Consider the following 26089-nt stretch of genomic DNA (forward strand, 5'->3'; position numbering starts at 1 on the left):
TAAACTATGACGATAGGGGCTTTAAATAATTGGCCTTTAATTGACCGCATGCACCATCAATATCAGCGCCTTTTTCTTCGCGGATACTGGCTAGGAGTCCGTGGGCGGTCAGTTTTTGTTGGAAGGCACGAGATGCCTGAACGCTCGGCTTTGAAAAATTTTTCCCGGAAACCGGATTCACCGGAATAATGTTAAAATGGCAATCAATGCCCTTAACCAGATGGACCAATTCGGAAACTTCTTTTTTCCCGTCATTGACACCGGCGATCAGAGCATATTCAAAACTAATGCGCCGACCGGTTTTATTACAATAGTAGTGGCAGGCCTCCATTAGGTCAGCCAGCGGATAGGTTTTGTCAACAGGCATCAAGGCTTGGCGTGTCTCGTCATTGGAGGCATGTAAAGAAATGGCCAAACCGATATCTGTTTGCAAATCAGCAAAGCGCTTGATTTCAGGCACCAGGCCACAAGTGGAAATGGTCATCCGGCGTTGTGCCATATCTGCGCCGCGTTTATCGCAAAGAATCTCAATGGCCTTCATAACCGCATCAAAATTGGCAAAGGGTTCGCCCATGCCCATGAACACAAGGTTGCGCACCTGCATGGGTTCAGCATCCTCTTTTAATAAAGCGTTGCTGGCATAAACTTGTCCCAAAATTTCCGCCACCGACAGCTGGCGAGAAAAGCCCAAGGTTCCAGTGGCACAGAAAGAGCAGCCCATGGCACAGCCCACTTGACTGGAAACACATAAGGTGTTGCGCTGCTTGCTGTAATCTCCACGGTATTTCATTAAGACACATTCAATGAGCAGCCCGTCTTCCAACTCAAGAAGATATTTTTCCGTTCCATCTTTTGAGACTTGCCGGCGCATGCAGTGTGGTGGGTGGATGCCATAGCCGTCTTCTGTAAGACGCTCTACTAGCCTGTGACTGATGTTATGGGCTTCCGCCAGGTCATTGATCTGCCGGTTGTGCAGCCAGGCAAATAGTTGTTTGGCGCGAAAAGACGGTTCTCCGTAAGTGGCCAGTAGTGCGGCTAGTTCCGCGAAGGACAGGTTTCTCAAATCAGCCATGCTCATTGCCCTTTCTAAATTTCGCCAGGTAAAAACCATCCATCTGATCACGTTGCGGAATAATTCGACAATCGCTTGCTCCTTCCTCGGACAGGAAGGGGCTCAGAAGCTTAGGAAGCGGCTCAGGAATAAATTCAGGGTGGCGCGCTAAAAACGCCTCAGTCTGGTCTTCATTTTCAGCACGAAGCGTTGTGCAGGTGCTGTACAGCAAGATACCACCCGGCTTCACAGCCTCTGCTGCCCGATCCAGCAGTTGGCCTTGCAAGGCTACTAAGTCTGGAATCTGTTGACGTCTACGGTGCCAGCGTGCATCCGGCCGCCGGTTCAGAACCCCCAAGCCAGAGCAGGGGGCGTCCACAAGCACACGGTCATACGGCACATCAGGTAAAAATTGAGTGCCATCCTGTACAGAGGCCTCAATACAGGTAATGCCCAGGCGTCGAGCATTTTCCTGAATCAATTGAACCCGGTGAGCGTGCAAATCAAAGGCATCCACACGGCCCTTATCTTGCATCAATGCCGCAATATGGGTAGTCTTTCCGCCCGGTGCCGCGCACAGATCTGCAATGCGGTCATGCGCTTGAGGTGACAGCGCGTGCGCCACCAGCATAGAAGATGTATCCTGGATGATAAACTTTCCTTCTTGAAAGGCCTTGATATCACGTAGAGACCCGGGCGTTTGTAAAACAAGTGCTTCCGGAATCGCGTCAAGAGGTATGGCAGAAATATTTTCTTTTGCCAAGTTGTCAATTAATTGCTCCCGGGATACCCGCAAGGTGTTCACACGAGCCACTAAGGGGGCCTTCGCATTCATATATTGGCAGAATTGCTCTGCTCCTGCCTTGCCATATTCTTTCAGCCATGTATCCACCATCCATTGCGGAAAGCTGTAATACTTGGCAAAGTAGCCGGCTGTATTCTTTCGCCTATCCGGCCATTGAATTGGGCCCTCATCCGCCAGATAACGGCGCAGAATAGCATTGATAAATTTATCTGACCGTTGGTGTTTATTTTGCAGCCGTTTAGCCGTATTAACGGCTTCATTTACCGCCGCATGCGCTGGAATCCGGTCTAAAAAGAGCAGCTGATAAAAAGCCATGCGCAGTATTTGACGGGTCAAGCCGTCCATTTTTTTGACGGGTTTGTTGCTGTAATTTTGTAAAACAAAGTCCAGGTGATCCCGGTAGGTCACTGTGCCATAAACCAGCTCGGTGATGAGTCCCTTGTCCTGTGTCGGAAGGTCACAAGAAAAAAGGGCTTTATCCAATTCAAGATTGGTATAAGCCCCCTCCACATCAACAGCATAGAGCACCTGCACCGCAATATCCCGCGCAAAATGCTCAGTCACTGCGGCCACCTCCAAAAATGAGAATTAAACGCAGTAATTGAAAGATAGCCGTTACAGCTGCAGCGACATAGGTCAATGCAGCGGCACCCAACACAGACTTGGCACCAGTCAATTCATCAGCTTGTAAGATTCCCTCTCCACCAAGGGTCATAATAGCGCGATGTGACGCGTTAAATTCTACCGGCAAGGTAATGACTTGGAAAAATACAATCAGCGTAAAGAGCAGAATACCCCAGCGAATGAGCGGTGTTGAACTGAGCACAATGCCAAGAATCAGCAAAGGCAAGTATAAAAAACTACCGAAATTTGTCATGGGGATGACCATATTACGAATACGCAAGGGAAAATAACCCTTGGCATGCTGAATGGCATGGCCCACCTCATGCGCGGCAATTCCTACGGCAGAAATAGAATCCCCATAGTAGACATCATAAGACAGGCGAACTTCTTGGGCGCGCGGATCGTAATGATCGCTCAGCTCGCCGCCGATTTGACTGATGGTCACATTATAAAGGCCATTGTCATCCAACATTTTGCGAGCAACATCCATCCCGGTATAACCTTGCAAGTTCGGAACACTGTTGTATTTATGATAGGTCCTGGAAACCTTGCTTTGCGCGTAAACCCCCAAAATGATACATGGAATCAAAAGTATGAACGTTACATCAAAATACATTTGATCACCTCTCTATTTTTTTACATCGGAACGATTAAACTGATCGCCGACCTGCACCTTTGCACCATTGAGGTAGGCGTGAATCGGCATTGCTTTTTTACCTGCCGGTTGGACCGTCAATAAACAGACGGCCCCTTCTCTCGCCTGCACAACAATCTTGTCTTTACTGGTTTTCAGTACCGTCCCCGGTGCCTTACCGATATCGCTCTCAGCAGATACCGTCATCTCTTTTATCTTCAAACGTTTGCCATCCAAAAAGCTATAAGTGCCGACACTCTTACCAAAGGCCAAGTTCAGTCGCACAATATTTTCTGCCGTATCGGACCAATTGATCTCTTCATCTTGTCGCTCGAATTTCGGCGCATAAGATGCCTTCTCCTCATCTTGCGGGACCGGCAATAGATCTCCAGTTAAAATAGGCGTTAAGTATTTTTTAATGCTTTCTCCGCCTAATAAAGCCATGCGTTTGAATAAAGCATCGCTATCTTCATCAGGGTTTAAGGCAAGTGGCTCCTGGACGTAAATGCCCCCGGTATCCATTCCTTCTTCCATGTGCATCAAGCTGATGCCACTTTCTGCATCTCCATTGCGCACTGCCCATTGAATCGGTGCCGCCCCCCGATAGGTTGGCAACAAGGAGGCATGAACGTTGATACAACCTTTAGGCAAGGCCTCCAGCCATGCCGGTGGTAAAATTTTACCATAAGCAGCCACAACAGCAGCATCGGCGTGCAAGTCACGAAAGGTTTGAAAAGCCTCTGCATCATGCAGGTTGTCCGGCTGAAAAACAGGCAAGCCTCGACTTTCTGCAAAAACTTTAACATCCGGGGCCAGCATTTTTTTGCCACGACCCGACCGGCGATCCGGCTGTGTATAGACGGCAACCACTTCATGCTCCGTTTCGCAAACAGCCTTTAAAATGGTTACGGCAAAGTCGGGTGTCCCCATAAATATAAGCCGCATCAGTCCACACGCTCCACAGAGCTGGCTTTATCGGTATACAAAATACCCTCCAGATGGTCTATTTCATGCTGCAATGCGCGTGCTTTAAAGCCTTCCGCGTCAATGGTGACCGGCTGGCCGTATTCATTTTGCGCGGTAACAACAACATGGTTGGCGCGCACAACAACGCCGTTTAAGCCGGGAACACTCAAACACCCTTCCGGCCCTTCTTGAATCCCGTCTTTAGCACTTATCACCGGATTTACCAACTGTAAAAGGCCGTCCCCTACATCCACGACAATAAGACGCTTTGAAATGCCCACTTGCGGCGCTGCCAAACCGACACCCTGTGCGTGATACATGGTATCTGCCATATCGTTTAATATTTTACGCGTTCGATCCGTTACTTGATCAACCGGTCTTGCCGTTTTTCTCAAAATCGGATCGCCTGCTGTTACAATAGTATATCTGGCCATACGTCCTCCTTATCTGTCACCTACTATAAAATATTTTCCGGATCAACATCAACCGTCAGACGTAAACTTTTACTCTTTCTTGAGGAAAATCGGTAATTTTTACACCAAGTCCCGACGGTCAACAACGTCGGCAAATAAGGCGCTTTTAAAATCAATTGAAACCGCCAGCGATTGCGGATGCGTTCCAAAGGCGCTGCACTAGGCCCTAATAAAGTTACCTGACGGGCCGGATTGCCTAAGGCCGATTCATCATTGGCAAAGGGAACGTAATAAGCACCGCTTATCGGATCTTCCCGCATCAATGCACGTAAATTCTCCGTTAGCTCTGTGATGCCTTCCAAAGCCTTATCGCGATCACCAGCGCTGATAACGATTTGCATTAAATGAAAAAATGGCGGATAGCCTATCATCTTACGTACCTGAATTTCATGTTTATAAAACATGTCATAATCTTGGGCCAAAACAGCCTGAATCACCGGATGGTCCGGTAGCTTAGTCTGCAAAATAACGGTACCGGGTTTATGCCCACGGCCGGTTCGTCCGGCAACCTGGGTCAGTTCTTGGAAAGTCCGCTCCCCGGCACGATAATCGGGTAAATATAAGCCTAAATCCGCATTGATAATCCCGGTTAAGGTAATATTTGGAAAATCGAGGCCCTTGGCTATCATTTGAGTCCCGATTAAGACCTGGGCTTTGCCTTGTTTCATTTGCCGCAAAATATCGCCTTGCTGTCGCGCGGTATCCGAATCCAACCGAACCGATACAAGGTCCGGAAACAAGCCCTTAAAAATATGTTGCACCTGTTCGGTGCCAACCCCCTTATAGTTTAAGGCCTGCGCACCACAAGAAGGACAGGCCTGTGGCGGGCGGATGATAAAATCACAATAATGACAGCGCAAAATATTCTTCCCTTGGTGGTAAGTCAAGGCCACATCACAGTGGGGACAGCGAACAGCTTCACCACACTCGTCACAAATTAAAGCTGTTGAATAGCCGCGCCTGTTCATATATAGCAGGGCCTGCTCACCGCGGGAAAAGGCTTCCGCTAAAGCAGAGGTTAATTTTCCCCCCAGCATGGATGAGGTCTGTCTTGTATCTCGCATATCTGCAGCAATTATATTGGGCAAGACTGCACCACCCGGCCGCTCATGCATGGACAGGCGACGAATGGTTCCTGCTTCAGCACGATAGGTCAAGTCTACAGATGGGGTTGCGCTGCCGGAAATGAAAACTGCCTGGTTGATTTGTGCGCGCTTTTCCGCCACCGTATGCGCATGATAACGCGGATCCGGCTCACTTTGTTTATAGGCAGCATCGTGCCCTTCATCAACAATAATAATCCCAATTTCTTTCAGGGGGGCAAAAACCGCGCTTCGGGTGCCTATGACAATGCGTCTGTGACCAGCTTGAATATCTTGCCATTGTTGATAGCGGTCTTTATCGGTTAAACGACTATGCAAGAGGGCGATATCCTCAGAAAATTTAGCCGCAAAACGCCCCAACATTTGATCGGTCAAGGATATTTCCGGAACCAAAACCAGGGCTGTTTTACCTTTGGCCAGTACTTTTTCAACACTCCGTAAGTAAAGCTCGGTTTTTCCGCTACCGGTGATGCCCTGTAGCAAAAAAGAAGCAAAGCGGGCCTCATTTAAGGCCTGCCTAATCGCCAACATGGCAGCCTCTTGTTCGTCTGAGAGGGCCACGTCTTTTTTTTCATGAAAGGCATCGGCGGTCATAAGCGCCGCTCTATGGAAACTTTCTTCTTTACAGACATACCCTTTGGCAATCAATGCGTCTAAAGCTGAGCGCGGATCTATACCATTAAAGCGTTCACGTAAATCGCCTGCCGTTTGAGGACCATCTACAAACAGGGCCAACAATACCGCATATTGACGCGGTGCCCGTGCAAGCTCTTTTTCAAGCGATGCAAATGCCTCATCCTTCAAAATCGTACTGCTGTAAACGGCAATCCTTTTTTCCTTTAAGGGACGCGTTCTCCACCGCCATTGAATATACTGTTGGGATGCCAATATCTCTGCAGAATGACGCCAATCGCTAAAGGCCTTATCCAATTGATGAACCGTTTTCGGTGTCTTTAAAAATGTCCATAATTCTTCTTCGCCACCATCCAGGTCAGAAGCCGTATCTGTAAGGCGCACCAATACCTGTTCTAGTTTTTGTTTTAGATGGGCTGGCAGCATCGCCGCAAAAACCAGGTAGATCGGTGAGAGAAAGCGCTTCGCCGTCCAAAGCCCGAGCGTCACCTGTTCTTTACTCAAAACCGGCTCTTCATCTGCCACATCCTCGATGGCTTTTAGTTGAAGATCCCTAGATGTCTTGATGTCCGATGTGCATTGAACCACGAAAGCCGGCTCTATTTTATTGCCCCTACCATAAGGAACCACGACGCGCTTGCCGACACAAACATCCGCCTCTAAATTCTTCGGGACTGTGTAGGTAAACGTTTTGGCGCCCGGTGGATAAGGTAAATCCAAGACCACCTCTACATACATACGCCGTGCTCCTTTCTAAAAAAAAGATGCCGCAAGGCGGCATCCATTACATTTAGTCCTTTAAAACTTCTTTTAACGCCTCGGCGCGATCGGTTCTTTCCCATGGCAAATCCAGATCTTCTCGTCCAAAATGACCATAGGCTGCACAAGCGCGATACATCGGTTTGCGCAACTCCAAATCGCGGATAATGGCAGCGGGCCGCAAGTCAAAAACCCGCATTACCGCTTGCCCCAACCGCTCTTCATCAACGGTTGCTGTCCCGAAAGTTTCAACCAAAACGCTCATCGGGCGTGCCACACCGATGGCGTAGGCAATCTGAACTTCGCAACGTTTTGCCAAACCGGCTGCGACAATATTTTTTGCCACATAGCGCGCCGCATAAGCCCCGGACCGGTCAACTTTTGTGCCGTCTTTGCCGGATAAGGCACCACCACCATGACGAGCCATACCACCATAGGTGTCAACAATAATTTTTCGACCGGTTAAGCCGGCATCCCCCTGCGGTCCGCCAATAACAAACCGACCGGTCGGATTAATAAAGTACTGGGTATCGTCATCCAAAAGCGCCGGCGGAATCACTTCTTTGATGACCACATTAATAATATCTTCGCGGAGTTTTTCCAATGCAACCGACTCGGTATGTTGCGCCGAAATAACCACCGTATCCACACGACGTGGAATGCCATCGTCATATTCTACAGTCACTTGACTTTTCCCATCAGGCAAAAGATAATCCAGCAGTTCTTCTTTGCGGACAGCGGTCAATCGTCTGGTCAACGCATGCGCCAAATAAATTGGCAAGGGCATAAGCACCGGCGTTTCATCAGAAGCATAACCAAACATCATGCCCTGGTCCCCTGCGCCGATGGCCTCAATCTCAGCATCACTCATGGTGCCTTCTTTGGCCTCTAAGGCACGGTCAACGCCCAAAGCGATGTCTGCAGATTGTTCGCCTATGGCTGTAATAACGGCAGACGTTTTATAATCGAAACCATGTCGCGCATCCTTGTAGCCAATATCTTGAATCACACCGCGGGCTATTTTAGGCATATCAACGTAACAATTGGTGCTGATTTCACCGGAAATAAACACCATACCGGTGGTCAAAAATGTTTCACAAGCCACACGCGCATTCGGATCTTTTGCCAAAATAGCGTCTAAAATGGCATCTGAAATTTGATCGGCAATTTTATCTGGATGACCTTCCGTAACCGATTCTGATGTAAAAAACTTTTTCACACGAAACCTCCCTATCCGCTTGTCGGATATATCTATATATTAGTCTGGTCGTTTCTCTAGTAATTTGTCAACACGTTGGATAATTTCTGCAGATAAACGGTCTTTGCTCATGGTGGGTAAAGCGCTTATCCTACCATCCTGCTCAATGACCGTAACCGTGTTCACATCACGGGCAAAGCCTGCATTCGCTGCAGTGATATCGTTCGCGACAATCATATCCAGCCGTTTCCTCTTGAGCTTATCTTTGGCGTAAGCCTCAACGTTTTGGCTTTCAGCAGCAAATCCAACCACCACCTGGTGGGCTTGCTTAATATCGGCAACCGATGACAGAATATCCGGATTGCGCGTCAAGTCCAAGGAAAAAGCCTCTTTTGCTTTTTTCATTTTATTGTCCAAATAGACAGCCGGCCGATAATCTGACGGTGCCGCCGCCATGATTAATGCATCACACTGAGGAAATTCAGACAAAACGGCTTTTTGCAAGTCGCAGGTGCTGACAACGGGAATGGTTTTAATGCCTTTCGGCGGCTGAATATGCACCGGGCCGCTGACCAGGGTTACGGATGCACCTGCATTCTTGGCCGCTTGCGCAATAGCATAGCCCATTTTCCCGGAACTGTGGTTGCTCAAATAACGCACCGGGTCCACTTTTTCCTGGGTCGGACCGGCAGTCACCAAAATGCGTTTTCCGCTAAGTGTTTTTGGCACTGTTGACGCCAAAATCTCTGTTAAAATATCTTCCGGTTCCATCATTTTACCAATCCCGACCGTCCGACAGGCCAAGGCCCCTTCAGTTGGTGCCAGCAGTTGAACGCCACGGGAGGTCAGTATTTTCAAATTTTCCTGCGTTGCCGGGTGGGTGTACATTTGGTCGTTCATCGCCGGAGCGAGCAAGAGTGGGCCGCGATAAGCAAGCAGCAAGGTCGATAAAAAATCGTCTGCAATCCCGTGTGCCATCTTAGCGATAATATTTGCCGTGGCCGGAGCGACAACAAGAACATCTGCCCAGCGGGCCAAATTAATATGGGCCAATACATCTTCTCCGTTTGAATCAAACATATCGGAGATCACTTTCCGCGATGTTAAGGTTTCGTAGGGTAAGGGCAAAACCATTTTTTGCGCATGCTCCGTCAGCACAACCTGGACATCACAGCCGACCTTGGTTAAGGCACTCGTTAGAGGTAGGGTTTTATACGCAGCTATACCGCCTGTGACAGCTAGGATAACCTTCATCTATACTACTCCTCTACCGGTTTATGTAGATGGCTGTCATCGTTAAAGCGATAAGAAATATGCCCTTCGCCGATTTCACAAAGCGCAATGGATACGCTCTTATCGGTCGGTGCATCGGTTAAACGCGGCGCCCCGTCCACCAGTTCTCGAGCGCGTTTCGCAGCAATAACGGCAAGGGAATATTTACTGTCTGCTTCTTCAAGCAATTCATCAATACTCGGTTGAATCATGTTCTTTCTCCTTTTCCACCCTAAATTGATGTGGGATGCGGCTGTTGCGCTCAACACGACATTTTTCAGCATTAATAATAGCCTGTAAATCTGCCGTGGCCTCATCAATATTATCATTAACAATCACATAATCATATGCCGTTAAGGTATTGATTTCATTTAGGGCATTGCCCAGTCGATGGCGTATTTGCTCTTCCGTTTCTGTATCTCGGCCACGTATCCGTCTTTCTAGCTCGGCAAAAGACGGGGGCATAATGAAGACCAAAACCGCATCGCTTTTTTTGAGTTTAACCTGTTTGGCGCCTTGTGGGTCTATCTCCACCATAACATCTTTACCGGCGGCAATCTGCTGCTCCACATAATCCAAGGGCGTCCCATAAAAGTTATTGTAAACTTCCGCCCATTCTAAAAAACCATCATCTTTTATTTTCTGCTTAAAGGCCTCACGCGTCATAAAGAAATAATTGACTTTATCCTTTTCACCCGGACGCGGCGCCCTGGTTGTGGCAGAAATGGAATAGTTGATGTCAATTTTTTCGCGTAAATGCTCGCACAGAGTGCCTTTCCCGGCACCGGATGGGCCGGATAAAACGATAACGATTCCTTCTTTTTTATGATCCAGCATAGGTACCCCCTAGCAACCGGTTAAATTCAAGCAATATTTTGTACCTGCTCGCGCAGTGCATCAATCAAGGTCTTTAAGGCCACCACCGCTTGACTGCCAGTACTGTCGTTAATCTTAGACCCGCAAGTATTGACTTCCCGGTTCATTTCCTGCAAATAAAAATCTGCTTCCCGTCCAATGGGCCCGTCGCTCTCAAAAAGTTCATCCAGCTTTTGCAAATGACTATCCAGACGGACCAGCTCTTCTTCAATACTGGTGCGATTTATAAAATAGACCAACTCCTCCAAGAGGCGCTGCTCATTATAGTCTGCTGCAACCGAGACTTCCGTCAGCTTTTCCCGCAGCTTTTCTTCTAACTTGGCATTAATGCGGGGGGATGCCTCCACTAAAATACCCAGGTTTTCTTTAAAACGTGTAAGGCGGTCTGCCATATCCGCTTTTAGCTTTTCACCCTCTGTAGTGGTCGTTTGCAGGTGATTGGCCAAGGCTTCTGCAGACGCTTGGAATAAAATAGCCGCGTCATCATCAGAAAACTCAAGGCTTTTTTCTTCCAAGACATGAGGAATCTGGAGCAGCTCCAACCACTCGCCACGCGTTAATTCACCTTGCGACACTTGTTTTTGTAAAAAATCCTGGACGGTCGCAAGCAGGGTCTCATTTATAGTCCAGTGAGATTGACCTCTTGTCAAGGCCTCAAGGCTCACTTCTATCGTTACATTTCCACGCATAATTTTTTCACTGAACTGATGGCGTAATTCAACTTCATGGGGTCGGAGCATTTGCGGCATTAAAAGACGCAAGTCCAATCTTTTGTGGTTAACGGAATGAATGGTAACCGTCACACGCCAATCGGCGTTTTCTGCCCTTCCGGCGCCAAAGCCTGTCATGCTGCGCATAGGTCCTCCTAAAAATAGTTTTATATAAGAATAGCACAAATCTTTTATTAAAAAAAGTGCTTCCATTTATTGGAAAATGGGCAGAGCCGACTATTTACTTTGGACAACTATAATGTATATTCAATTTCAATGGGGCGCAAATTTTTGCTGAGAATATTTTTTTTGGGCTTGATAATGATTTTATTTTTACGAATTAAAATACTGCCACACCGCTGAATGGCTACAGATAAGCAGTGGGCGTCATCAAGGTGGTCATGCCGTAAGACCTCGCCATGTCTATCCTTAATGGTTGAAAAAATTTGGCATCTGCCATTATCAAACAAGCGCAGGGACAAGTCCACTTCTATTTTTTGATCACTCTTACGCTGGTAAAGAAGGGGCACATCCTCATCGTTGTTGCGAATGACCTCGATGGCTTGGGAAATAATCTCTGAGAATTGATGATCCACATCATAGGTCATCAATATCCGTTCCGTCGTTGCCAATAAAATATCAAGCTTCTCATCAACAGTACGGCGATTAAATTCATCTGCATTTAAACCGATGGTAATATAACGTGAGCCATCATTCGACAGGCGTCCCTCATCTTCAATTTCTGCCGGATTTAAATAAGTGCTGAAAACGACTGTTAATTTTTCCTGGTCAAATAGCTTGACGCCTTTCTCATAAAGCAAGAGCGCCAGGCGCTGCCCGATAACTGAGTAATTAAAAGGAATATCGTATAAGAGGCCGATGTCCGCCGGAAATTCTTCACCTGTTACGTTAGGAACATGGGTTTCCGCATAGGTCAAAGCGGAAATGACCTTTGCTGTCATGTCTTCACCTCATTAATTATAAATTTAATGCCTATAGCTTCAATATACATTGTCAATGTACACATTTAACAGTATAACATACAATCTATGGAACAGTTTTATTTTATTCTGTAATTATCTTTTTTTATGACTCGTAAAAATCCCTCTAACCCATCGGGCATCCCGACCGGCTAGAGGGATTTGATTAAATCCAATTTTTTTCAAGTAAAAGTTCTAAAATTTGAACCGTATTGGTAGCGGCGCCTTTTCTAATTTGATCAAAGCAGGCCCACATATTTAACGCATGATCATTGTAGAGGTCTTTACGAATACGCCCTACAAAAATATCATCGCTTCCGGTAGCGGTAATCGGCATTGGATAAATATTATCCTGCGGTGCATCCTGTAGAACAACCCGCGGTGCAGCCTGCAAAATATCCCGCGCTTCATCCGGTGAAAGTTTTTCTTCAAATTCCAGATAAATGCTTTCCGCATGGCTTCGCATGACGGGTACACGCACGGCTGTGACGGTTATAGCCATATCCTTGTCGGAAAGAATTTTATGGGTTTCGTGAATAACTTTTGTCTCTTCTTTACTGTAGTCTGCTTCCTGCCAAACGTCGATATGTGGAATTAAGTTAAAGGCAATTTGATGTTGAAAAACATCCGGATGAATCGGTTCTCCGTTCAAAATTTGGCGAGTTTGCTCTTCCAGTTCACTTAAGCCTGCAGCGCCGGCACCTGAAACCGCCTGATAGGTGCTTAAAATAATCCGCTTAATACCCGCTTTCCGGTGCAAAGGGTTAATGGCGCCAACCAGTAGGGTCGTTGAGCAATTGGGGCTGGCAATCAAGCCTTGATGGTCTTTTGCGGCGTCACCATTCACTTCAGGTATGATTAAGGGGACATCGTCTTCCAAACGGAAAGTACTGCTGTTATCGATGACGACAGTGCCCATGGCCTGTACATCCCGTCCGAAAGCACGGCTGGCCGGGCCACCAGCAAACAAGGCGACGTCAACACCTTTAAAGACTTCCAACGTCGTTTCTTCAACCGTATACTCTTTCCCCATAAATTGCAGTTTTTTCCCCGCGCTCCGGGAGCTGGCCAACATTTTTATGGATTTGTAGGGCACTTTTCTTTCTTCAATGACTTTGAGTATTTCCTGACCAACCGCGCCGGTTGCACCGACAACAGCAAGGTTTAATTCTTTCATGGCAGACGCTCCTTTTTCGTTCTTATTAACGCAATCCTATCATGCACCAGAATAGCTGTCAAATATCAGCGCGCTGTTCTGGCAAGGAATTCACGCGTCCGTTCGTTTTTCGGATTCGCAAAAAATTCTTCTGATGACCCGCTTTCTAAAATAACGCCCTCATTCATAAAGACAATGCGATCCGCCACTTCACGAGCAAAATTCATTTCATGGGTAACAACGATCATTGTTAAACCGCTTTCTGCCAGTTCTTTCATAATCCCTAAAATACCATCTACCATTTCAGGGTCAAGCGCAGAAGTCGGTTCATCAAACAGCACCACTTCCGGATCCATGGATAAAGCCCGGGCAATGGCCACCCGCTGTTTTTGTCCGCCGGAAAGTTGACGCGGCAAGGCATTGGAAAATTCCAACATGCCCACTTGACGCAAATATTTCTTTGCATTTTCTTCTGCCTCTGCTTCAGAACGCCCCAAGGCTTTCATTTGAGCATAAGTGCAGTTTTTGAGGGCTGTCATGTTGTTAAAAAGGTTGAATTGTTGAAACACCATCCCCACTTTAGAGCAATATCGGTTTTGATCCACTTTCTTTTCCAAGATATTTTGATCTTTAAAATAAATGGCACCGCCAGTAGGCTGCTCAAGTAGGTTGATGCACCGCAAAAGTGTTGATTTCCCGGAGCCGGATGAACCAATGAGACAAACGACCTCTCCCGGCATAATCTCCATATCAATTTGCCGGAGCACTTCTCGAGGTCCGAAAGATTTTTTCAATTTTTCAATGCGCAAAATGGCTTCGCTCATTTGCCTTTACCTTCCTTCCCGAGACGGCTCACATAGGCACTTCCGTCTAAATCTACCAGCAATTCATAATGATCGCTGCCATCCATCTTGCGTTGGACTAGGGCCAAGATCCGCGTCGTCAGCAGGGTCAATACCAGGTAAATGACGGAAGCAATCAAGAAAGGAGGGCCTACATTGAACATCGCCCCACCTATGGTTTGCGAGGTGTAGAAAATTTCTGTTACGCCAATAATGGATAAGACGCAGCTGTCCTTCATGTTGATAATGAATTCATTCCCGATGGTCGGTAAAATATTGCGAAGGGCCTGGGGTAAAATAATCCCTTTCATCGTTTGCCAATGGCTTAATCCAACAGAATGTGCCGCTTCATACTGGCCGTCATCAACGGAGATAATCCCACTGCGTACAATTTCCGCCATATAAGCGCCGGTATTAATGGTAATGATTAACAAGCCGGCGGTTAAAATATTTAATTTAACGCCAAAAAGGCTTGCAGCAATCCCAAAATAAATAAACATGGCCTGTACCATCATCGGCGTACTGCGGAAAAATTCAACATAGCAGGTGGTTAAAAAACGACCGATTTTATATAAGACCACCAACAGCTGGTTGGACTGACGCTCAATGGGGATCACCCGATACATGCCGATAAGCATGCCAATCAGCAACCCCACCAAGGTGCCAACCACAGCTAAGAGCAAGGTTACCCCAATGCCGCGCAAGTACCACTGGCTGTAATTCGCTAAAATATCCGGAATAGGTTCGAATAATGCCATTATTGCCTTCCTTTCAGAAAAGAGAGACTGCCCTTTTTAAAGGGCAGTCCGCCGTACATGTATTGATTAGGCAGCCGGTTGATCTTTAATCGCTTTCTCCATAATGGCTTCGCGATCTTTATCGCTGATGTTTTTCAAAGCGTTATTAACGGCTTCCAAAAGCGCATCGTTACCTTTTTTAACGGCTGCTGCAATGGCAATATCGTTAGGATCGGTTTTGAAGGCATTGTCCTTGTCAAACTCAACAAAGGTAAATTCCGGGATGGCGTTTTGAGCGGATAACCCTTCAACCTTTTCAGATACATAGCCATCAATGATACCGGATTTTAAGGCCTCCCGCATGGTGCTGAAATCTTTCATCGGTTTTTGAATATCGGCTTCGGTCAACTGCTGTAAGGCAGTGGCATGGAAGGTATTCACCTGAGCGGTAATTTTAGCATCTTTGAAGTCACTCTTGGTTTTGGCTTTTGCCAAGGGACTGTCTTTTTTAACCACAATAACCAATTGGCTTAAATAATAGGGCTCGGAAAAATTAACCGTTTCACGACGTTTGGCTGTCGGGCTCATGCCGGCCATCACCAGGTCAGCTGTACCCGATTGAACGGCCGGAGACAGAGAATCCCACGGTAATTTAACAACTTCAAGTTTCAAGCCGAGGTCTTTTGCGATTAATTGAGCAATTTGAATATCATAGCCATTGGCGTAGGTATTGCTGCCTTTAATCGGGGCAGCATTGTTGCTGTCGTCCACCTGTGTCCAGTTAAACGGCGGGTATTGAGCTTCCATAGCAATCAAAAGTTTTCCTTTTTCAACAGTGGCCAAACCGGTGCTGTCGGATGCAGCAGCGGATGTTGCTTCTGATGAAGCATTACCACCATTGTCATTTCCGCAAGCCACCACAGATACTGCGAGTGCCATTGCAAGTACAGTAGCCAACATTTTCTTGAGTTTCATTTTTTATCGCTCCTCCTTTTTTTATCATATAAAAACACCACAATTGCTTGTGGTGTAATGCATCAGTTTGCAGCACAACAATGTGGATGTACATTGACAGCCCTAGACCTATTTGATCCAGTTCCAAGAAGATATGAAAAAAGCATTTCCTCTTTCGGCGATGACACCTTTTGTACTGTTTCATCAGCGCTTTTTTCGCCTCCGCAGCCGACTCATTGTCATCGCAACCTCTGCATTACATATGATATTGGTTAAAGGCTACCACACATTGGGGGCTACGTCAAATGAATTTAGACATAATTTTACCAATTCAGTCATATTATCTTATATAATCTATAAATGCTGAGTCTGAAGCTGGAGGGGAGCCCCCATTGACAAGAGGGGACGCTGAAAGGGATCCTTGTTCACAGCAGTTAAGCGAAGGGTCTTCAAAGCATCTGCTGAAAAGCACTCGGTTGCTGCACCAAGTGCCCATGCGTGAACACTGGGATGTGGCCAATAGTGTTCAATTAAAGTCTCCAACAGCTTGTTCCGTTGCAGGGCATCGCCAGCTTTTTCTGCGTACTTGGTCAAGGGTGGCAAGCTGATCACAACTTTTTGGCCAAGGGCATCACACAAGGAAAGACGTTCCTCAAGCCGGTGTAAATTTGCAATCCAGAGGTATTTATCCGATGCCCTATAGGCCTCTCCATTTTTTACCAACTCTGAAGTGATCTTACTTAATGTTAGGCCTTGGTCGCTTTGGAAATCGGCCAGAGACGGGATGCCAAAGGAAATCATCCAATGATCCATCAGCCTGTCATTTTGAATAGCTTGAACCTCTAGACGATAAAGTGTGGGTTCTGAATCGCGCCAGGTTTCCAAGACCTTACAGGGAACAGCAATCCGGTCACCGGAAGAGTAGGCCAATTCCTTGCCTTCTTCATCAACAACAAACAGGTGCAGGCTGCCAAGGTCCCCCAGGGTTTTTATCGTAAAAATGAGTTGATCATCTGCGCGTATCGCCTGGCAGCCGACAATATAAGCCCATGGCGTTGTACAAATACCAAGGTCACCAAATATTCCCATGCCTGGCCATCCAAGGGGCTCGGCCAGTTGAGACCAGGTCTCTTCCGATAAATTCATCGGCGGCAAAAGCGGACAACTGCCGCCTTCCGGGACTTGTTCAAATTCTATGCGAATCTCATTATCTCCCACTTGCAAGAGGTCATTACAAGCCACTGAAAAGGCTGTATGCCGGGTGTAGTAGACATGCGCTAAAATATTATTGATATAGACACGGGCCGGAATAGACAGACTTTCGCTGTAGAAAACACAACGTTGCTGTAAAAAGGCAGCAGGCAAGATAAAGCGACGGTGGAGAGTCCGCCTTGCACCAAGCTGGTCAACCCTAATCCCCTTTTCCATCGGCACAGAGATACCGGCCGAAGCCTTATCCTGCAACCAGTAGCCGCCCAATGATAAAACCATTCTGGTTGCCGAAGGTTCCATATAAATGCCCCCTTCCGCCATTGTCAACCCCTCGGAAGTTGCCCACCATCTGCGTAGGCTTCTAGGAGTGGAATAACCTTGGCACATGCGCGGCCTCGATGGCTGATGGCATTCTTTTCTTCTGCAGACATCTCTGCCAATGACTTCATATAGGTCGGTACAAAAAACAGGGGATCGTAGCCAAAGCCACCACTGCCAGCAGCCTGGTGAAGAATAACCCCGTCCAGCTGACCTCGAACAAAAATCGGCTTTTCATCTGGTAAGGTCAGGGCCATGACACAGGTAAAATGCGCTTGCCGCTTTTCTGTCGGAACAGCTGCCATTTTTTTCAAGAGCAAGGCATTGTTGGCCGCGTCGTCATGATCCAATCCTGCAAAGCGGGCAGAATAAATACCAGGCGCACCGTCCAACGCATCTACTTCCAAACCTGAATCATCTGCTAGAGCCAATTGGCCGGTTAAGTTTGCCACGGTCTGTGCCTTAATGGCGGCATTCTCGGCAAAGGTCTTGCCATTTTCAACAATTTCTCCAATATCCGGGTAATCGTTTAAACTCAAAACATGAATTGGCAAGTTTTTCAACATGGCTGCCATTTCTTTTCGCTTATTTTCATTGTGTGTTGCCAAAATCAAAGTGAGCATGCCCATCCCTCCCTAGGATATAAAAAAAGCACCCAAACGGGTGCTTTAATCAAAAGCGGAAAACGAGATTCGAACTCGCGACCCTCGCCTTGGCAAGGCGATGCTCTACCACTGAGCCATTTCCGCATGCGTTTTCCTTAGCGCTATTACATAATATCATACTTCACAAAAAATGCAAGCCCTTTTTACAATATAGCTGTTATTTCTTTTTGAAGGTGAAAGCTGCCTCGAAAATTTTATCTGTGAAATAAGAGTAAATTAGAGCCAATACAAGTCTCCCACTTTACAAATACCGCAAATAAAGCTATAATACTAACCGTTAAGCGCCCGTAGCTCAGTGGATAGAGCGTTGCCCTCCGGAGGCAAAAGCGTAGGTTCGACTCCTATCGGGCGTGTCAAAAGTGGTCTGGAAAACAGGCCGCTTTTTTTATTGGATTTGTTTATTCTAGCCCTGCTTCGGTTATTTGACCAAGAGATACGAGGCTTGGAGGTGTATGATGGCTTTTATTTGGAAATATATCAAACAGGATTCGGCTTTATTGCTCTTAGCGCCTTTTCTAATGCTTTTATCGGTGGCTGCTGATTTATTGCAACCGAAGCTGATGGCCGATATCGTCGACATTGGTGTTGCCAATGGTGACGTAACCTTTATTAAGGGCAAGGCCCTTATCATGCTAATAACAACTTTTGGCGGCTTATTGGCCGGAATTTCTTCTTATTATTTGGCAGCCCGCTCAACAGCCCGTGCCGGCGAACGAATCCGCTCGGCTCTTTTTTCACGCATCATGACTTTTTCTCATAAAGAATTGGATTATTTTTCCGTTCCCACTTTAATTACACGGATGACCAATGATGTCAGTCATGTGCAAGGGGTTATTCTGTCTATCCAAAATACCTTTATTCAGGTTCCTTTTCTCTTAATAGGCGGTCTGTTTATGGCCATTACATTGAGCCAGCGCCTATCGCTTATCTTTTTGGTTGCCATTCCGGCGCTCATTTCAACGATTGCCCTGGTCTTGGTCAGAGCAGTAAAGGTTTTTCCGGTGGTACAAAAAAAGTTGGATGCCATGAACCGTATTGCACGGGAAACACTTCTCGGAATGCCGATTATCAAGGGGTATTTGGCTGAACCCTTAGAACGCCAACGATTTGACAAGGCCAATCAAGATCTCTACGATTGGCAGCTAAAGTCTGCCCTGCTCATGATCTTAATGTCCCCTTTTATTATGATAACCTTTAATTTTTCCACGGTTGCGGTTCTGTGGATGGGGGGATACCAGGTCTATGGCGGCCAATTAGAAGTCGGTAAAATCATGGCCTTTTCAACCTATCTGTCACAAATTCTGATGGCGGTAATGATGAGTTCTTTTGTGATTTATATGTTCTCACAGGCACAGGCCTCTTTAGCCCGCCTCCAGGAAGTCATCGACAGTGGGAGCAGTATTGTTTCTCCGACCCAGCCACAAAAATCTCAAGGCTATACCTTGATTTTTGACGACGTTTCTTTTCGATTTGATGAGCAATCCCCAAAAAGCACTTTAGAAAATATCAATCTCAGCATTTCAGAAAATGAACGCATCGGCATTGTTGGGCCTACTGGTTCAGGAAAATCAACTCTAGTTGGCTTGATGCTGCGCTTTTATGATCCGCAAAGGGGAAAAATCACATTAGGCGGGGTTCCGTTAAAAGACCTGGACCTCTTGGCCTTGCGTAAAAAGATCGGCCTCGTGCAACAGGAAAATACCGTTTTATCGGGAAGTATTGAAGAAAATTTAAAGATTGCTGCGCCAGATGCAAGTCCGGATGATATGCAAAAGGCCTTGGATCAAGCCATGGCGTCTGAACTCTACATCAACCGGGTCGGTGGATTGACCACAGCCATCCAGCAACGTGGTAAGGATTTGTCCGGTGGCCAGCAACAGCGTCTGTCAATTGCCCGGGTCTTGTTGCAAAAACCTGAAATACTTATTTTAGATGACAGCACCAGCGCTTTAGATGTCCTGACGGAAAAGCGCTTTTTGGATGCACTGGATGACCAAAAGGCACATCAAACCCAAGTCATCATCGCCCAACGCATCAGCACCTTACAACGCTGTGACCGCATTGTCGTTATGAACTGCGGCAAAATTGAAGCCATTGGAGACCATGAAAGCTTGCTGAAAACGAGCCCCACTTACATGGCCATTGCTGAAAATCAATCAGATCGGAAGGTGAGCGCATGAGCAGACATCGCCGAAAAGCTTATCGGGAGACACCGGCTACCGCCCAAAATACATGGGCAACATTCCGCCGACTGGTCCGCTATTTTCGCAATTCACTGGGGCTGATACTGCTTGCTTCTCTTGCAAATGCCTTGGTAACCGGCTTAACCATCTTGAGCATGTACTTGATGGGGGTTGCCATTGACAAGTATATTCTGCGTATGGATTTGGTCGGCTTAGGCCACCTGTGCCTCGGCATGGCCCTTCTTTTCATCTGTACGTCTACCTTGAGCTATGCCGACACACGAATTATGGCGGTCGTCGCGCAAAAAATTTCCAAATCACTGCGCACTTCGATATTTGCTCAATTTTTACGCCTTCCGTTGAGCTATTTTGACAAGCAAAGTTCCGGTGATTTAATGAGCCGGCTGACCAATGACGTGGACAACATCAACCAAACCTTGTCCACGAGCATCAGCTCGGTTTTAGAAGCGATGATTAACCTCATTGGTATTTTTATTGCCATGATGCTCCTGTCCCCGGCGCTGACCGGTTGGAGCATGCTGATTTTACCCTTTGTCATACTGAGCACACGCATTGTTGTCTATTTTTCAGCGCGCTATTATCGCAGCTTGCAGAAAAATTTAGGTGCTGTAAACGGCTATGCGGAAGAACATATTTCCGCCCAAAAAATGCTGCTTCTATATGATACACAAAAAAGTATTGAACGGGACTTTACCCAACTGAATGCCCAATTGGCAGATGCCTATAAAAAGGCACAAGCGGTTTCCGTGCTGAGGCCAATTACCGGTTTTTTAAACAACCTCATCTTCCTTTTGGTCACCTTAATCGGCAGTTATATAATCATCAAGGACGGGTCCTTAACCGTTGGGATTCTTTTTTCTTTTTTAATGTACATGCGGCGTTTTACGCGCCCCCTCAATGAGCTGGCGGCCCTTTTTAATACAATTCAATCGGCCATTGCCGGGGCGGAAAGGATTTTCACCCTGCTTGATGCCACCCCTGAAGACGATACCGGCTTGAAAGATTATGATTTTAAAGGCGGTGCCATCAGCTATGACCACGTTTCATTCGGTTATGCAGCAGATAAAGAAGTCCTGCATGATATTTCTTTTGACATTGCTGGCGGGGAAACGGTGGCCCTGGTTGGCGCAACGGGTTCCGGGAAAACCACTATTGCCGGTTTGCTGAACCGCTACTATGACCCTGTGCAAGGGGCCATCTACTTGGACGGGCAAGACACGCGCAGCCTAAAACGCCAGTCCTTGCGCAATCATATCGGGCTTGTGCTCCAGGACACCTTTCTGTTTACCGAATCGGTAGCGGATAACATCCGCTATAGCCGTCCGAAGGCGACGGAGGATGACGTCATCGCTGCAGCCAAAGCGGCCGGAGCCGATGACTTTATTCGGCAATTACCCCATGGCTATGAGACCACTTTAAAAGATAATGGCAGCAATCTTTCCGGCGGGCAGCGGCAGCTTTTAGCCGTCAGTCGCGCCATGCTTGCCGATAAACCGCTGCTCATCCTGGATGAAGCCACCTCCTCCATCGATACAAAAACGGAAAAAATCGTTCAGGCCTCTTTTGCAGAATTGACCAAAGGACGTACAACCATGATCATTGCCCACCGGCTGTCAACCATCCGGAACGCCGATCACATTATCGTCATCGATGACGGGCGTATTTTGGAGCAAGGCAACCACCAGACCTTACTCGAAAAAGGTGGTGCTTATGCCCGAATGCACGCCAGCCAAGCTTTACCGGAACCAGTAGGAATGCCAGCCGGATAATTGAACCTTAGCGTCCGAGGGTACTTGCCGCAAAGTGTTGGCGACATTATAAAAATCGCCAACTGCGCCAAAGAGTAAGGCGGCCCCAAAGGGCAAACATGAACGGACAAAAATGCCTGTACCCATGGACAGGGACCAAATGACCAGGGGAACCACCCCCAGCAGCAAGGCCGGCGCCAGAGAGATAAAAATAAAGCGGTTGCGCGAAACAGGAAAAGTTGAATACGCCAATAGGACGCCCTGAGAAAGTTTGCGATAAATATGGACGCTGGCTTGGCGCGGAAAACAAAGGGCATGGATCCATTCATGTAAAAACAGGCCGGGAAAAATCGCTATAAACCCGATGATGGTCGGCAAATGGACCCATTCTCCTGTGCGCAGGCTCTTGACCAAGTACAAGCCTAAGATAAAAATAAGCACCGGCCAATGCCATGGCAAAACCGCTTCTACCAATTCATTTAAGTCACCTGCTTCATCATATTGAACAGCTTGCGACGGCAGATCTCCTTTCGGCAGGTCACTTAAGCTGTTTAGGTGACCTTTATAATCAATTGCCAACCCCTCACCTCTTTTCTAATCCACAAAAAAATCCTATTCCGTCTTACCGGCGGAATAGGATTTTTTTAATTTAAGCAAGCCTTTAAAAGACTGCTGGCCCCAATGCGAGTGGCACCGGCAGCAAGATAGGCCATGGCTTCGTCAAGCGTACGAATCCCGCCTGACGCTTTTATCCCAATCTGCGCCGGCAGTGCCTCCCGCATCAACCTTACTGCGGCCAATGACGCACCTGGAAAATTGAAGCCGGTGCTCGTTTTTAAAAAGTTCGGGCCACAAGACGGTAAAATATCGCACAACCACCGGATCTGCGCTTCCGTCAACGCACCGCTTTCAATGATGACCTTCAAGACGGCATCAGGCACCGCTTCCCGCACAGCCCGAACTTCATCCGTAACGGACTGGGCGTCATGAGCGATGACATTGCCAAGACATAACACCATGTCGACCTCATCTGCGCCATCTTCTATGGCTTTGCGGGCTTCAAAAGCCTTAACGGCTGGCGTGCTGTAGCCGTTTGGGAAGCCGATTACCGTGCAAATCTTCGTCTCCCCCTGGAAGAAGGCCCGGCCCTGGGCAACCCGGTTCGGCGGAATGCAAACCGATGCCACGGGAATCCCCTTTACAGCTGCGAAAAAAGACCGATAGTCGGCCTCCCCTGCTTCCGGCTTGAGAAGCGTATGGTCCAGAGCTGTCAGAACATCTGATGCCTTAATATCAGACATTGTCGAGCACCTTCGTTAGCAATTGGTTGACCATTCCCGGGTTGGCCTGACCTTTCGTTTCTTTCATCACCTGGCCGACCAAAAACCCGAGGGCTTTTTTCTTACCGGCCTTATAGTCCGCAACAGACTTGGGATTGGCCGCAACAATATCCCGAATGAGCGGCTCTAAAGAACCTGTATCGGAAATTTGTTTTAAGCCTTCTTTTTCGACAATATCAGAGGGCTGGTCTCCACTGTCAAAAGCTTTCAGAAAAACGTCCTTAGCAATTTTCCCGCTAATAACGCCATCTTTGATAAGGTTCAGCAGGTCCACCAACTGTTCAGCGGTGAAATGACTGTCTGCTAAAGCCACATCGTCTGCATTGAGCTTGGCCATAACATCACCCAGCAGCCAATTGGCGACCGGCTGGGCATCCCCATAGGCTTTCCAAGCGCTTTCAAAGAAGTCTGCCAGATAGCGATTTTCAGCCAGCAGTGCCGCATCTGCTTCAGGCAATTGAGCTTCTGTGATAAAACGGGTCCGGCGGCTGCGCGGTAATTCAGGGATTTCTGCCCGCAACCGGTCAATATCCGCCTCCGTTACAATAACCGGCGGTAGGTCCGGGTCCGGGAAATAGCGGTAATCATCGGCATTTTCTTTGCTCCGCAGGGAATGGGTAACCCCTTTTGCATCATCCCATGTTCTGGTTTCAAGCTTAACCGCTTCGCCATCGTCTAACAAATCGCTTTGGCGATCAATTTCATGGGCAATTGCCCGTTCCACTGCGCGGAAAGAATTCAAGTTTTTAATTTCCGCCCGCGTACCGAAGGCCTCCTGGCCGACCGGTCTCAGGGAAATATTGACATCACACCGCAGCGATCCTTCCTCCATTTTTGCATCACTAACACCAATGTAGGTGATGATGGCCTTGAGTTCTTCCAAGTAGGCACGCGCTTCTGCAGCGCTGCGCATATCCGGCTCGGAAACGATTTCAATCAAGGGAACGCCGGCACGGTTATAGTCTGCTAAAGAGCTGTTGGATGCCGTAATACTGGCCCCTTGGTGGACCAATTTCCCTGCATCTTCTTCCATATGGATCCGCGTCATCCCGATGCGTTTTTCCTGACCGTCTACGGTAATATCAATGTATCCATGCTCTGCAATCGGCTCATCATATTGGGAAATTTGATAGGCCTTTGTCAAGTCGGGATAGAAGTAATTTTTGCGGTCAAATTTACTGAATTGATTGATGGTGCAGTTCGTTGCCAGGCCAGCCAGGATGGCATAGTGCAGGACTTGCTTGTTCAAGACAGGCAAGGTTCCGGGCAGACCTAGGCATACAGGGCAGGTATGGGTATTCGGATCGCCGCCAAAGGCTGTTGTGCAGCCACAAAAGATTTTCGTTTTTGTTTTCAGTTCAACGTGAACTTCCAAACCGATGACCGGTTCATACTTCATGCCGACACCTCCGTCATGTAGCGCTCTAAAGCGGCAGCAAACCCGATTAAGGTTTCATCACCGCGTACATTTCCAATGAGTTGCAAGCCAATCGGCAAGCCGTTCAGTTGACCAAATGGCATGGACAATCCCGGCAAACCGGCCAAATTAACCGGGCAGGTCAGCAAGTCTTGCCGGTAAGCCTCCACAGCATCTAGGTTTTCATGTAAAGCAGGTGCCACCTGGATGGCCGTTGGCGTCAGAAGCGCATCGTATGTCTTGAACAGGTCCTTGAAGGCATCTTGAATCAAGCGGCGAACCTTTAAGGATTTTAAATAAAAGGCGTCATAGTAGCCGGCGCTTAAAGCGTAAGTACCAAGCATAATGCGGCGTTTGACCTCCTCGCCAAACCCTTCGCGGCGGGTTTCTTTAAACATGGAGATAACATCTTTACCATCAACGCGCAAGCCATACCGAACCCCATCAAAGCGTGCCAGGTTTGAAGAAGCTTCTGCCGTTGCGATGAGATAGTAGGTCGGAATGGACTCTTCCAGGTAGGCCAGGTGACAGGTTTCCACTTCTGCACCCAAGTGCCGGTAAATATCCGCCGCCTCCATGACCGCATCACGAATGGCCGGGTTGGTGGCGGCATTCAGCATTTCTTCCGGAATACCTATTCTTTTCCCCTTCATATCGGTCTGCAAGGCAGCCTCATAATCCGGACGCTCCTCCGGAAGTGAATTTGCATCCCGGTGATCATAACCGGCAATAACCGATAAAGTCGTCGCCAAATCAGCCACAGAATGACCCATCGGGCCGATTTGATCCAAAGAAGAGCCAAACGCCACGCAACCATAACGGGATACAACACCATAAGTCGGTTTTAAGCCATAAATCCCACAATAGGCTGCCGGTTGGCGAATGGAGCCGCCCGTGTCTGAGCCCAGGGCAACCGGCACCATATCCGCTGCAATAGCCGCAGCGGAACCGCCGCTTGACCCACCGGGCACATGCCCCGTATCCAAGGGGTTTAACGTAGGCCCGAAGTAAGATGTTTCTGTCGTCGCCCCCATGGCAAATTCATCCATGTTCGTCTTACCGATGATGACCGCGTCTTCGGCGATTAATCGCTCCACCACATGAGCATTAAAGATAGGCTGGTAGTTTTCTAACATTTTAGAAGCACAAGTGGTGCGCAAGCCAACCGTGCTGAGGTTATCCTTAAGGGCAATCGGCACCCCCGCTAAGCGGCCCAAAGGCTCGCCGGCCGCTAATTTTTCATCTAGTTTTTTCGCCTGTGCAAGGGCATAGTCCTGGTCAACGGTAATAAAGGCATTGATGGTCCGGTCTTGTTCAGCAATACAATCCAGGTACGATGTCACAATATCGACAGCGCTTTTTTCACCGCTGGTGAAGGCTTCACGCACAGAGGCGATGGTATGATTTTGCAT

Annotated in this window: 24 protein-coding genes, 2 tRNA genes and 1 riboswitch; of the genes, 3 read left to right on the forward strand and 23 right to left on the reverse strand. The window is 47.6% G+C overall.

The window, feature by feature from the left end; translation table 11 throughout:
* Positions 1-4: 4 nt before the first annotated feature.
* From rlmN to BLQ16_RS00725, 19 genes are all read right to left on the reverse strand, one after another.
* The gene (gene rlmN, locus BLQ16_RS00635; RefSeq protein ID WP_242868921.1) at positions 5-1072 is read right to left on the reverse strand and encodes a dual-specificity RNA methyltransferase RlmN; all 1068 of its coding nucleotides are present in this window, start codon (positions 1070-1072) and stop codon (positions 5-7) included.
* The gene (rsmB, locus tag BLQ16_RS00640; protein ID WP_159427918.1) at positions 1065-2420 is read right to left on the reverse strand and encodes a 16S rRNA (cytosine(967)-C(5))-methyltransferase RsmB; all 1356 of its coding nucleotides are present in this window, start codon (positions 2418-2420) and stop codon (positions 1065-1067) included. The genes rlmN and rsmB overlap by 8 nt, the downstream gene beginning before the upstream one ends.
* Positions 2413-3096: a zinc metallopeptidase gene (locus BLQ16_RS00645; protein WP_091790827.1), complete on the reverse strand. Its 684-nt coding sequence runs from the start codon at positions 3094-3096 to the stop codon at positions 2413-2415. Before BLQ16_RS00645 ends, rsmB begins: the two co-directional genes overlap by 8 nt.
* 12 nt (positions 3097-3108) lie before the next feature.
* Positions 3109-4059, reverse strand: coding sequence for a methionyl-tRNA formyltransferase (gene fmt / locus BLQ16_RS00650; RefSeq protein WP_091790828.1), 951 nt, complete (start codon positions 4057-4059; stop codon positions 3109-3111).
* Positions 4059-4514, reverse strand: coding sequence for a peptide deformylase (gene def / locus BLQ16_RS00655; RefSeq protein WP_091790829.1), 456 nt, complete (start codon positions 4512-4514; stop codon positions 4059-4061). Before def ends, fmt begins: the two co-directional genes overlap by 1 nt.
* Positions 4515-4537: 23 nt before the next feature.
* Positions 4538-7027 carry a replication restart helicase PriA gene (priA, locus tag BLQ16_RS00660; RefSeq protein WP_091790830.1) on the reverse strand — a complete coding sequence of 830 codons (2490 nt, stop codon included), beginning with the start codon at positions 7025-7027 and terminating at the stop codon, positions 4538-4540.
* Between the two features lie 52 nt (positions 7028-7079).
* Positions 7080-8267 carry a methionine adenosyltransferase gene (gene metK, locus BLQ16_RS00665; RefSeq protein ID WP_091790831.1) on the reverse strand — a complete coding sequence of 396 codons (1188 nt, stop codon included), beginning with the start codon at positions 8265-8267 and terminating at the stop codon, positions 7080-7082.
* Between the two features lie 39 nt (positions 8268-8306).
* Positions 8307-9500 (reverse strand): bifunctional phosphopantothenoylcysteine decarboxylase/phosphopantothenate--cysteine ligase CoaBC, encoded by a 1194-nt coding sequence (gene coaBC, locus BLQ16_RS00670; RefSeq protein ID WP_091790832.1) that lies wholly within the window; start codon positions 9498-9500, stop codon positions 8307-8309.
* A 5-nt stretch (positions 9501-9505) separates the two neighbouring features.
* On the reverse strand, positions 9506-9730 hold the full coding sequence (gene rpoZ / locus BLQ16_RS00675; RefSeq protein WP_091790833.1) for a DNA-directed RNA polymerase subunit omega: 225 nt from the start codon (positions 9728-9730) through the stop codon (positions 9506-9508).
* Positions 9711-10355, reverse strand: a complete 645-nt coding sequence (gene gmk, locus BLQ16_RS00680) for a guanylate kinase (RefSeq protein ID WP_091790834.1) — start codon at positions 10353-10355, stop codon at positions 9711-9713. Before gmk ends, rpoZ begins: the two co-directional genes overlap by 20 nt.
* 26 nt (positions 10356-10381) lie before the next feature.
* On the reverse strand, positions 10382-11251 hold the full coding sequence (locus tag BLQ16_RS00685) for a YicC/YloC family endoribonuclease (protein ID WP_159427919.1): 870 nt from the start codon (positions 11249-11251) through the stop codon (positions 10382-10384).
* Positions 11252-11358: 107 nt separating this feature from the next.
* Positions 11359-12066: a hypothetical protein gene (locus tag BLQ16_RS00690; protein WP_091790836.1), complete on the reverse strand. Its 708-nt coding sequence runs from the start codon at positions 12064-12066 to the stop codon at positions 11359-11361.
* A gap of 184 nt (positions 12067-12250) precedes the next feature.
* Positions 12251-13261 (reverse strand): aspartate-semialdehyde dehydrogenase, encoded by a 1011-nt coding sequence (locus BLQ16_RS00695; protein WP_091790837.1) that lies wholly within the window; start codon positions 13259-13261, stop codon positions 12251-12253.
* A 65-nt stretch (positions 13262-13326) separates the two neighbouring features.
* Positions 13327-14064, reverse strand: a complete 738-nt coding sequence (locus tag BLQ16_RS00700) for an amino acid ABC transporter ATP-binding protein (RefSeq protein ID WP_091790838.1) — start codon at positions 14062-14064, stop codon at positions 13327-13329.
* Positions 14061-14840 carry an amino acid ABC transporter permease gene (locus BLQ16_RS00705; RefSeq protein WP_091790839.1) on the reverse strand — a complete coding sequence of 260 codons (780 nt, stop codon included), beginning with the start codon at positions 14838-14840 and terminating at the stop codon, positions 14061-14063. Before BLQ16_RS00705 ends, BLQ16_RS00700 begins: the two co-directional genes overlap by 4 nt.
* Positions 14841-14906: 66 nt before the next feature.
* Positions 14907-15794: a transporter substrate-binding domain-containing protein gene (locus BLQ16_RS00710; protein WP_091790840.1), complete on the reverse strand. Its 888-nt coding sequence runs from the start codon at positions 15792-15794 to the stop codon at positions 14907-14909.
* Positions 15795-15856: 62 nt separating this feature from the next.
* Positions 15857-16035, reverse strand: a riboswitch (Lysine riboswitch).
* A gap of 92 nt (positions 16036-16127) precedes the next feature.
* A complete protein-coding gene (locus BLQ16_RS00715; protein WP_144019639.1) occupies positions 16128-17285 on the reverse strand; it encodes a glycoside hydrolase family 2 protein in 1158 nt (385 codons plus the stop codon).
* A gap of 23 nt (positions 17286-17308) precedes the next feature.
* Complete coding sequence (locus BLQ16_RS00720) at positions 17309-17926, reverse strand: XTP/dITP diphosphatase (protein ID WP_091790842.1); 618 nt, start codon at positions 17924-17926, stop codon at positions 17309-17311.
* Between the two features lie 54 nt (positions 17927-17980).
* Positions 17981-18052: transfer RNA gene (locus BLQ16_RS00725), tRNA-Gly, on the reverse strand.
* Positions 18053-18249: 197 nt separating this feature from the next.
* Between BLQ16_RS00725 and BLQ16_RS00730 the strand changes: the two genes are divergently transcribed.
* From BLQ16_RS00730 to BLQ16_RS00740, 3 genes are all read left to right on the forward strand, one after another.
* Positions 18250-18321 (forward strand) — tRNA-Arg (locus tag BLQ16_RS00730).
* Between the two features lie 99 nt (positions 18322-18420).
* Positions 18421-20148 carry an ABC transporter ATP-binding protein gene (locus BLQ16_RS00735; protein WP_091790843.1) on the forward strand — a complete coding sequence of 576 codons (1728 nt, stop codon included), beginning with the start codon at positions 18421-18423 and terminating at the stop codon, positions 20146-20148.
* A complete protein-coding gene (locus BLQ16_RS00740) occupies positions 20145-21941 on the forward strand; it encodes an ABC transporter ATP-binding protein (RefSeq protein WP_091790844.1) in 1797 nt (598 codons plus the stop codon). The genes BLQ16_RS00735 and BLQ16_RS00740 overlap by 4 nt, the downstream gene beginning before the upstream one ends.
* Here the strand turns inward: BLQ16_RS00740 and BLQ16_RS00745 are convergent.
* The 4 genes from BLQ16_RS00745 to gatA all read right to left on the reverse strand — a co-directional run bounded on the left by BLQ16_RS00745 (position 21909) and on the right by gatA (position 26089).
* Positions 21909-22499 (reverse strand): DUF3267 domain-containing protein, encoded by a 591-nt coding sequence (locus BLQ16_RS00745; RefSeq protein ID WP_091790845.1) that lies wholly within the window; start codon positions 22497-22499, stop codon positions 21909-21911. The two genes, BLQ16_RS00740 and BLQ16_RS00745, sit on opposite strands and share 33 nt — an antisense overlap.
* 65 nt (positions 22500-22564) lie before the next feature.
* Complete coding sequence (gene deoC, locus BLQ16_RS00750) at positions 22565-23221, reverse strand: deoxyribose-phosphate aldolase (RefSeq protein ID WP_091790846.1); 657 nt, start codon at positions 23219-23221, stop codon at positions 22565-22567.
* Positions 23214-24659, reverse strand: coding sequence for an Asp-tRNA(Asn)/Glu-tRNA(Gln) amidotransferase subunit GatB (gene gatB / locus BLQ16_RS00755; RefSeq protein WP_091790847.1), 1446 nt, complete (start codon positions 24657-24659; stop codon positions 23214-23216). The genes deoC and gatB overlap by 8 nt, the downstream gene beginning before the upstream one ends.
* Positions 24656-26089 (reverse strand): Asp-tRNA(Asn)/Glu-tRNA(Gln) amidotransferase subunit GatA, encoded by a 1434-nt coding sequence (gatA, locus tag BLQ16_RS00760; protein WP_091790848.1) that lies wholly within the window; start codon positions 26087-26089, stop codon positions 24656-24658. The genes gatB and gatA overlap by 4 nt, the downstream gene beginning before the upstream one ends.

Source organism: Peptococcus niger (assembly GCF_900101835.1).
GTDB classification, from domain to species: domain Bacteria; phylum Bacillota; class Peptococcia; order Peptococcales; family Peptococcaceae; genus Peptococcus; species Peptococcus niger.

What these genes read in the sequence shown, in the direction of transcription:
- rlmN (WP_242868921.1), bottom strand. Translation starts at nt 1,072, where the DNA reads ATGGCTGATTTGAGAAACCTGTCCTTCGCGGAACTAGCCGCACTACTG.
- BLQ16_RS00645 (WP_091790827.1), bottom strand. Translation starts at nt 3,096, where the DNA reads ATGTATTTTGATGTAACGTTCATACTTTTGATTCCATGTATCATTTTG.
- fmt (WP_091790828.1), bottom strand. Translation starts at nt 4,059, where the DNA reads ATGCGGCTTATATTTATGGGGACACCCGACTTTGCCGTAACCATTTTA.
- def (WP_091790829.1), bottom strand. Translation starts at nt 4,514, where the DNA reads ATGGCCAGATATACTATTGTAACAGCAGGCGATCCGATTTTGAGAAAA.
- priA (WP_091790830.1), bottom strand. Translation starts at nt 7,027, where the DNA reads ATGTATGTAGAGGTGGTCTTGGATTTACCTTATCCACCGGGCGCCAAA.
- coaBC (WP_091790832.1), bottom strand. Translation starts at nt 9,500, where the DNA reads ATGAAGGTTATCCTAGCTGTCACAGGCGGTATAGCTGCGTATAAAACC.
- rpoZ (WP_091790833.1), bottom strand. Translation starts at nt 9,730, where the DNA reads ATGATTCAACCGAGTATTGATGAATTGCTTGAAGAAGCAGACAGTAAA.
- gmk (WP_091790834.1), bottom strand. Translation starts at nt 10,355, where the DNA reads ATGCTGGATCATAAAAAAGAAGGAATCGTTATCGTTTTATCCGGCCCA.
- BLQ16_RS00685 (WP_159427919.1), bottom strand. Translation starts at nt 11,251, where the DNA reads ATGCGCAGCATGACAGGCTTTGGCGCCGGAAGGGCAGAAAACGCCGAT.
- BLQ16_RS00690 (WP_091790836.1), bottom strand. Translation starts at nt 12,066, where the DNA reads ATGACAGCAAAGGTCATTTCCGCTTTGACCTATGCGGAAACCCATGTT.
- BLQ16_RS00695 (WP_091790837.1), bottom strand. Translation starts at nt 13,261, where the DNA reads ATGAAAGAATTAAACCTTGCTGTTGTCGGTGCAACCGGCGCGGTTGGT.
- BLQ16_RS00700 (WP_091790838.1), bottom strand. Translation starts at nt 14,064, where the DNA reads ATGAGCGAAGCCATTTTGCGCATTGAAAAATTGAAAAAATCTTTCGGA.
- BLQ16_RS00705 (WP_091790839.1), bottom strand. Translation starts at nt 14,840, where the DNA reads ATGGCATTATTCGAACCTATTCCGGATATTTTAGCGAATTACAGCCAG.
- BLQ16_RS00710 (WP_091790840.1), bottom strand. Translation starts at nt 15,794, where the DNA reads ATGAAACTCAAGAAAATGTTGGCTACTGTACTTGCAATGGCACTCGCA.
- BLQ16_RS00715 (WP_144019639.1), bottom strand. Translation starts at nt 17,285, where the DNA reads ATGGAACCTTCGGCAACCAGAATGGTTTTATCATTGGGCGGCTACTGG.
- BLQ16_RS00720 (WP_091790842.1), bottom strand. Translation starts at nt 17,926, where the DNA reads ATGCTCACTTTGATTTTGGCAACACACAATGAAAATAAGCGAAAAGAA.
- BLQ16_RS00735 (WP_091790843.1), top strand. Translation starts at nt 18,421, where the DNA reads ATGATGGCTTTTATTTGGAAATATATCAAACAGGATTCGGCTTTATTG.
- BLQ16_RS00740 (WP_091790844.1), top strand. Translation starts at nt 20,145, where the DNA reads ATGAGCAGACATCGCCGAAAAGCTTATCGGGAGACACCGGCTACCGCC.
- deoC (WP_091790846.1), bottom strand. Translation starts at nt 23,221, where the DNA reads ATGTCTGATATTAAGGCATCAGATGTTCTGACAGCTCTGGACCATACG.
- gatB (WP_091790847.1), bottom strand. Translation starts at nt 24,659, where the DNA reads ATGAAGTATGAACCGGTCATCGGTTTGGAAGTTCACGTTGAACTGAAA.
- gatA (WP_091790848.1), bottom strand. Translation starts at nt 26,089, where the DNA reads ATGCAAAATCATACCATCGCCTCTGTGCGTGAAGCCTTCACCAGCGGT.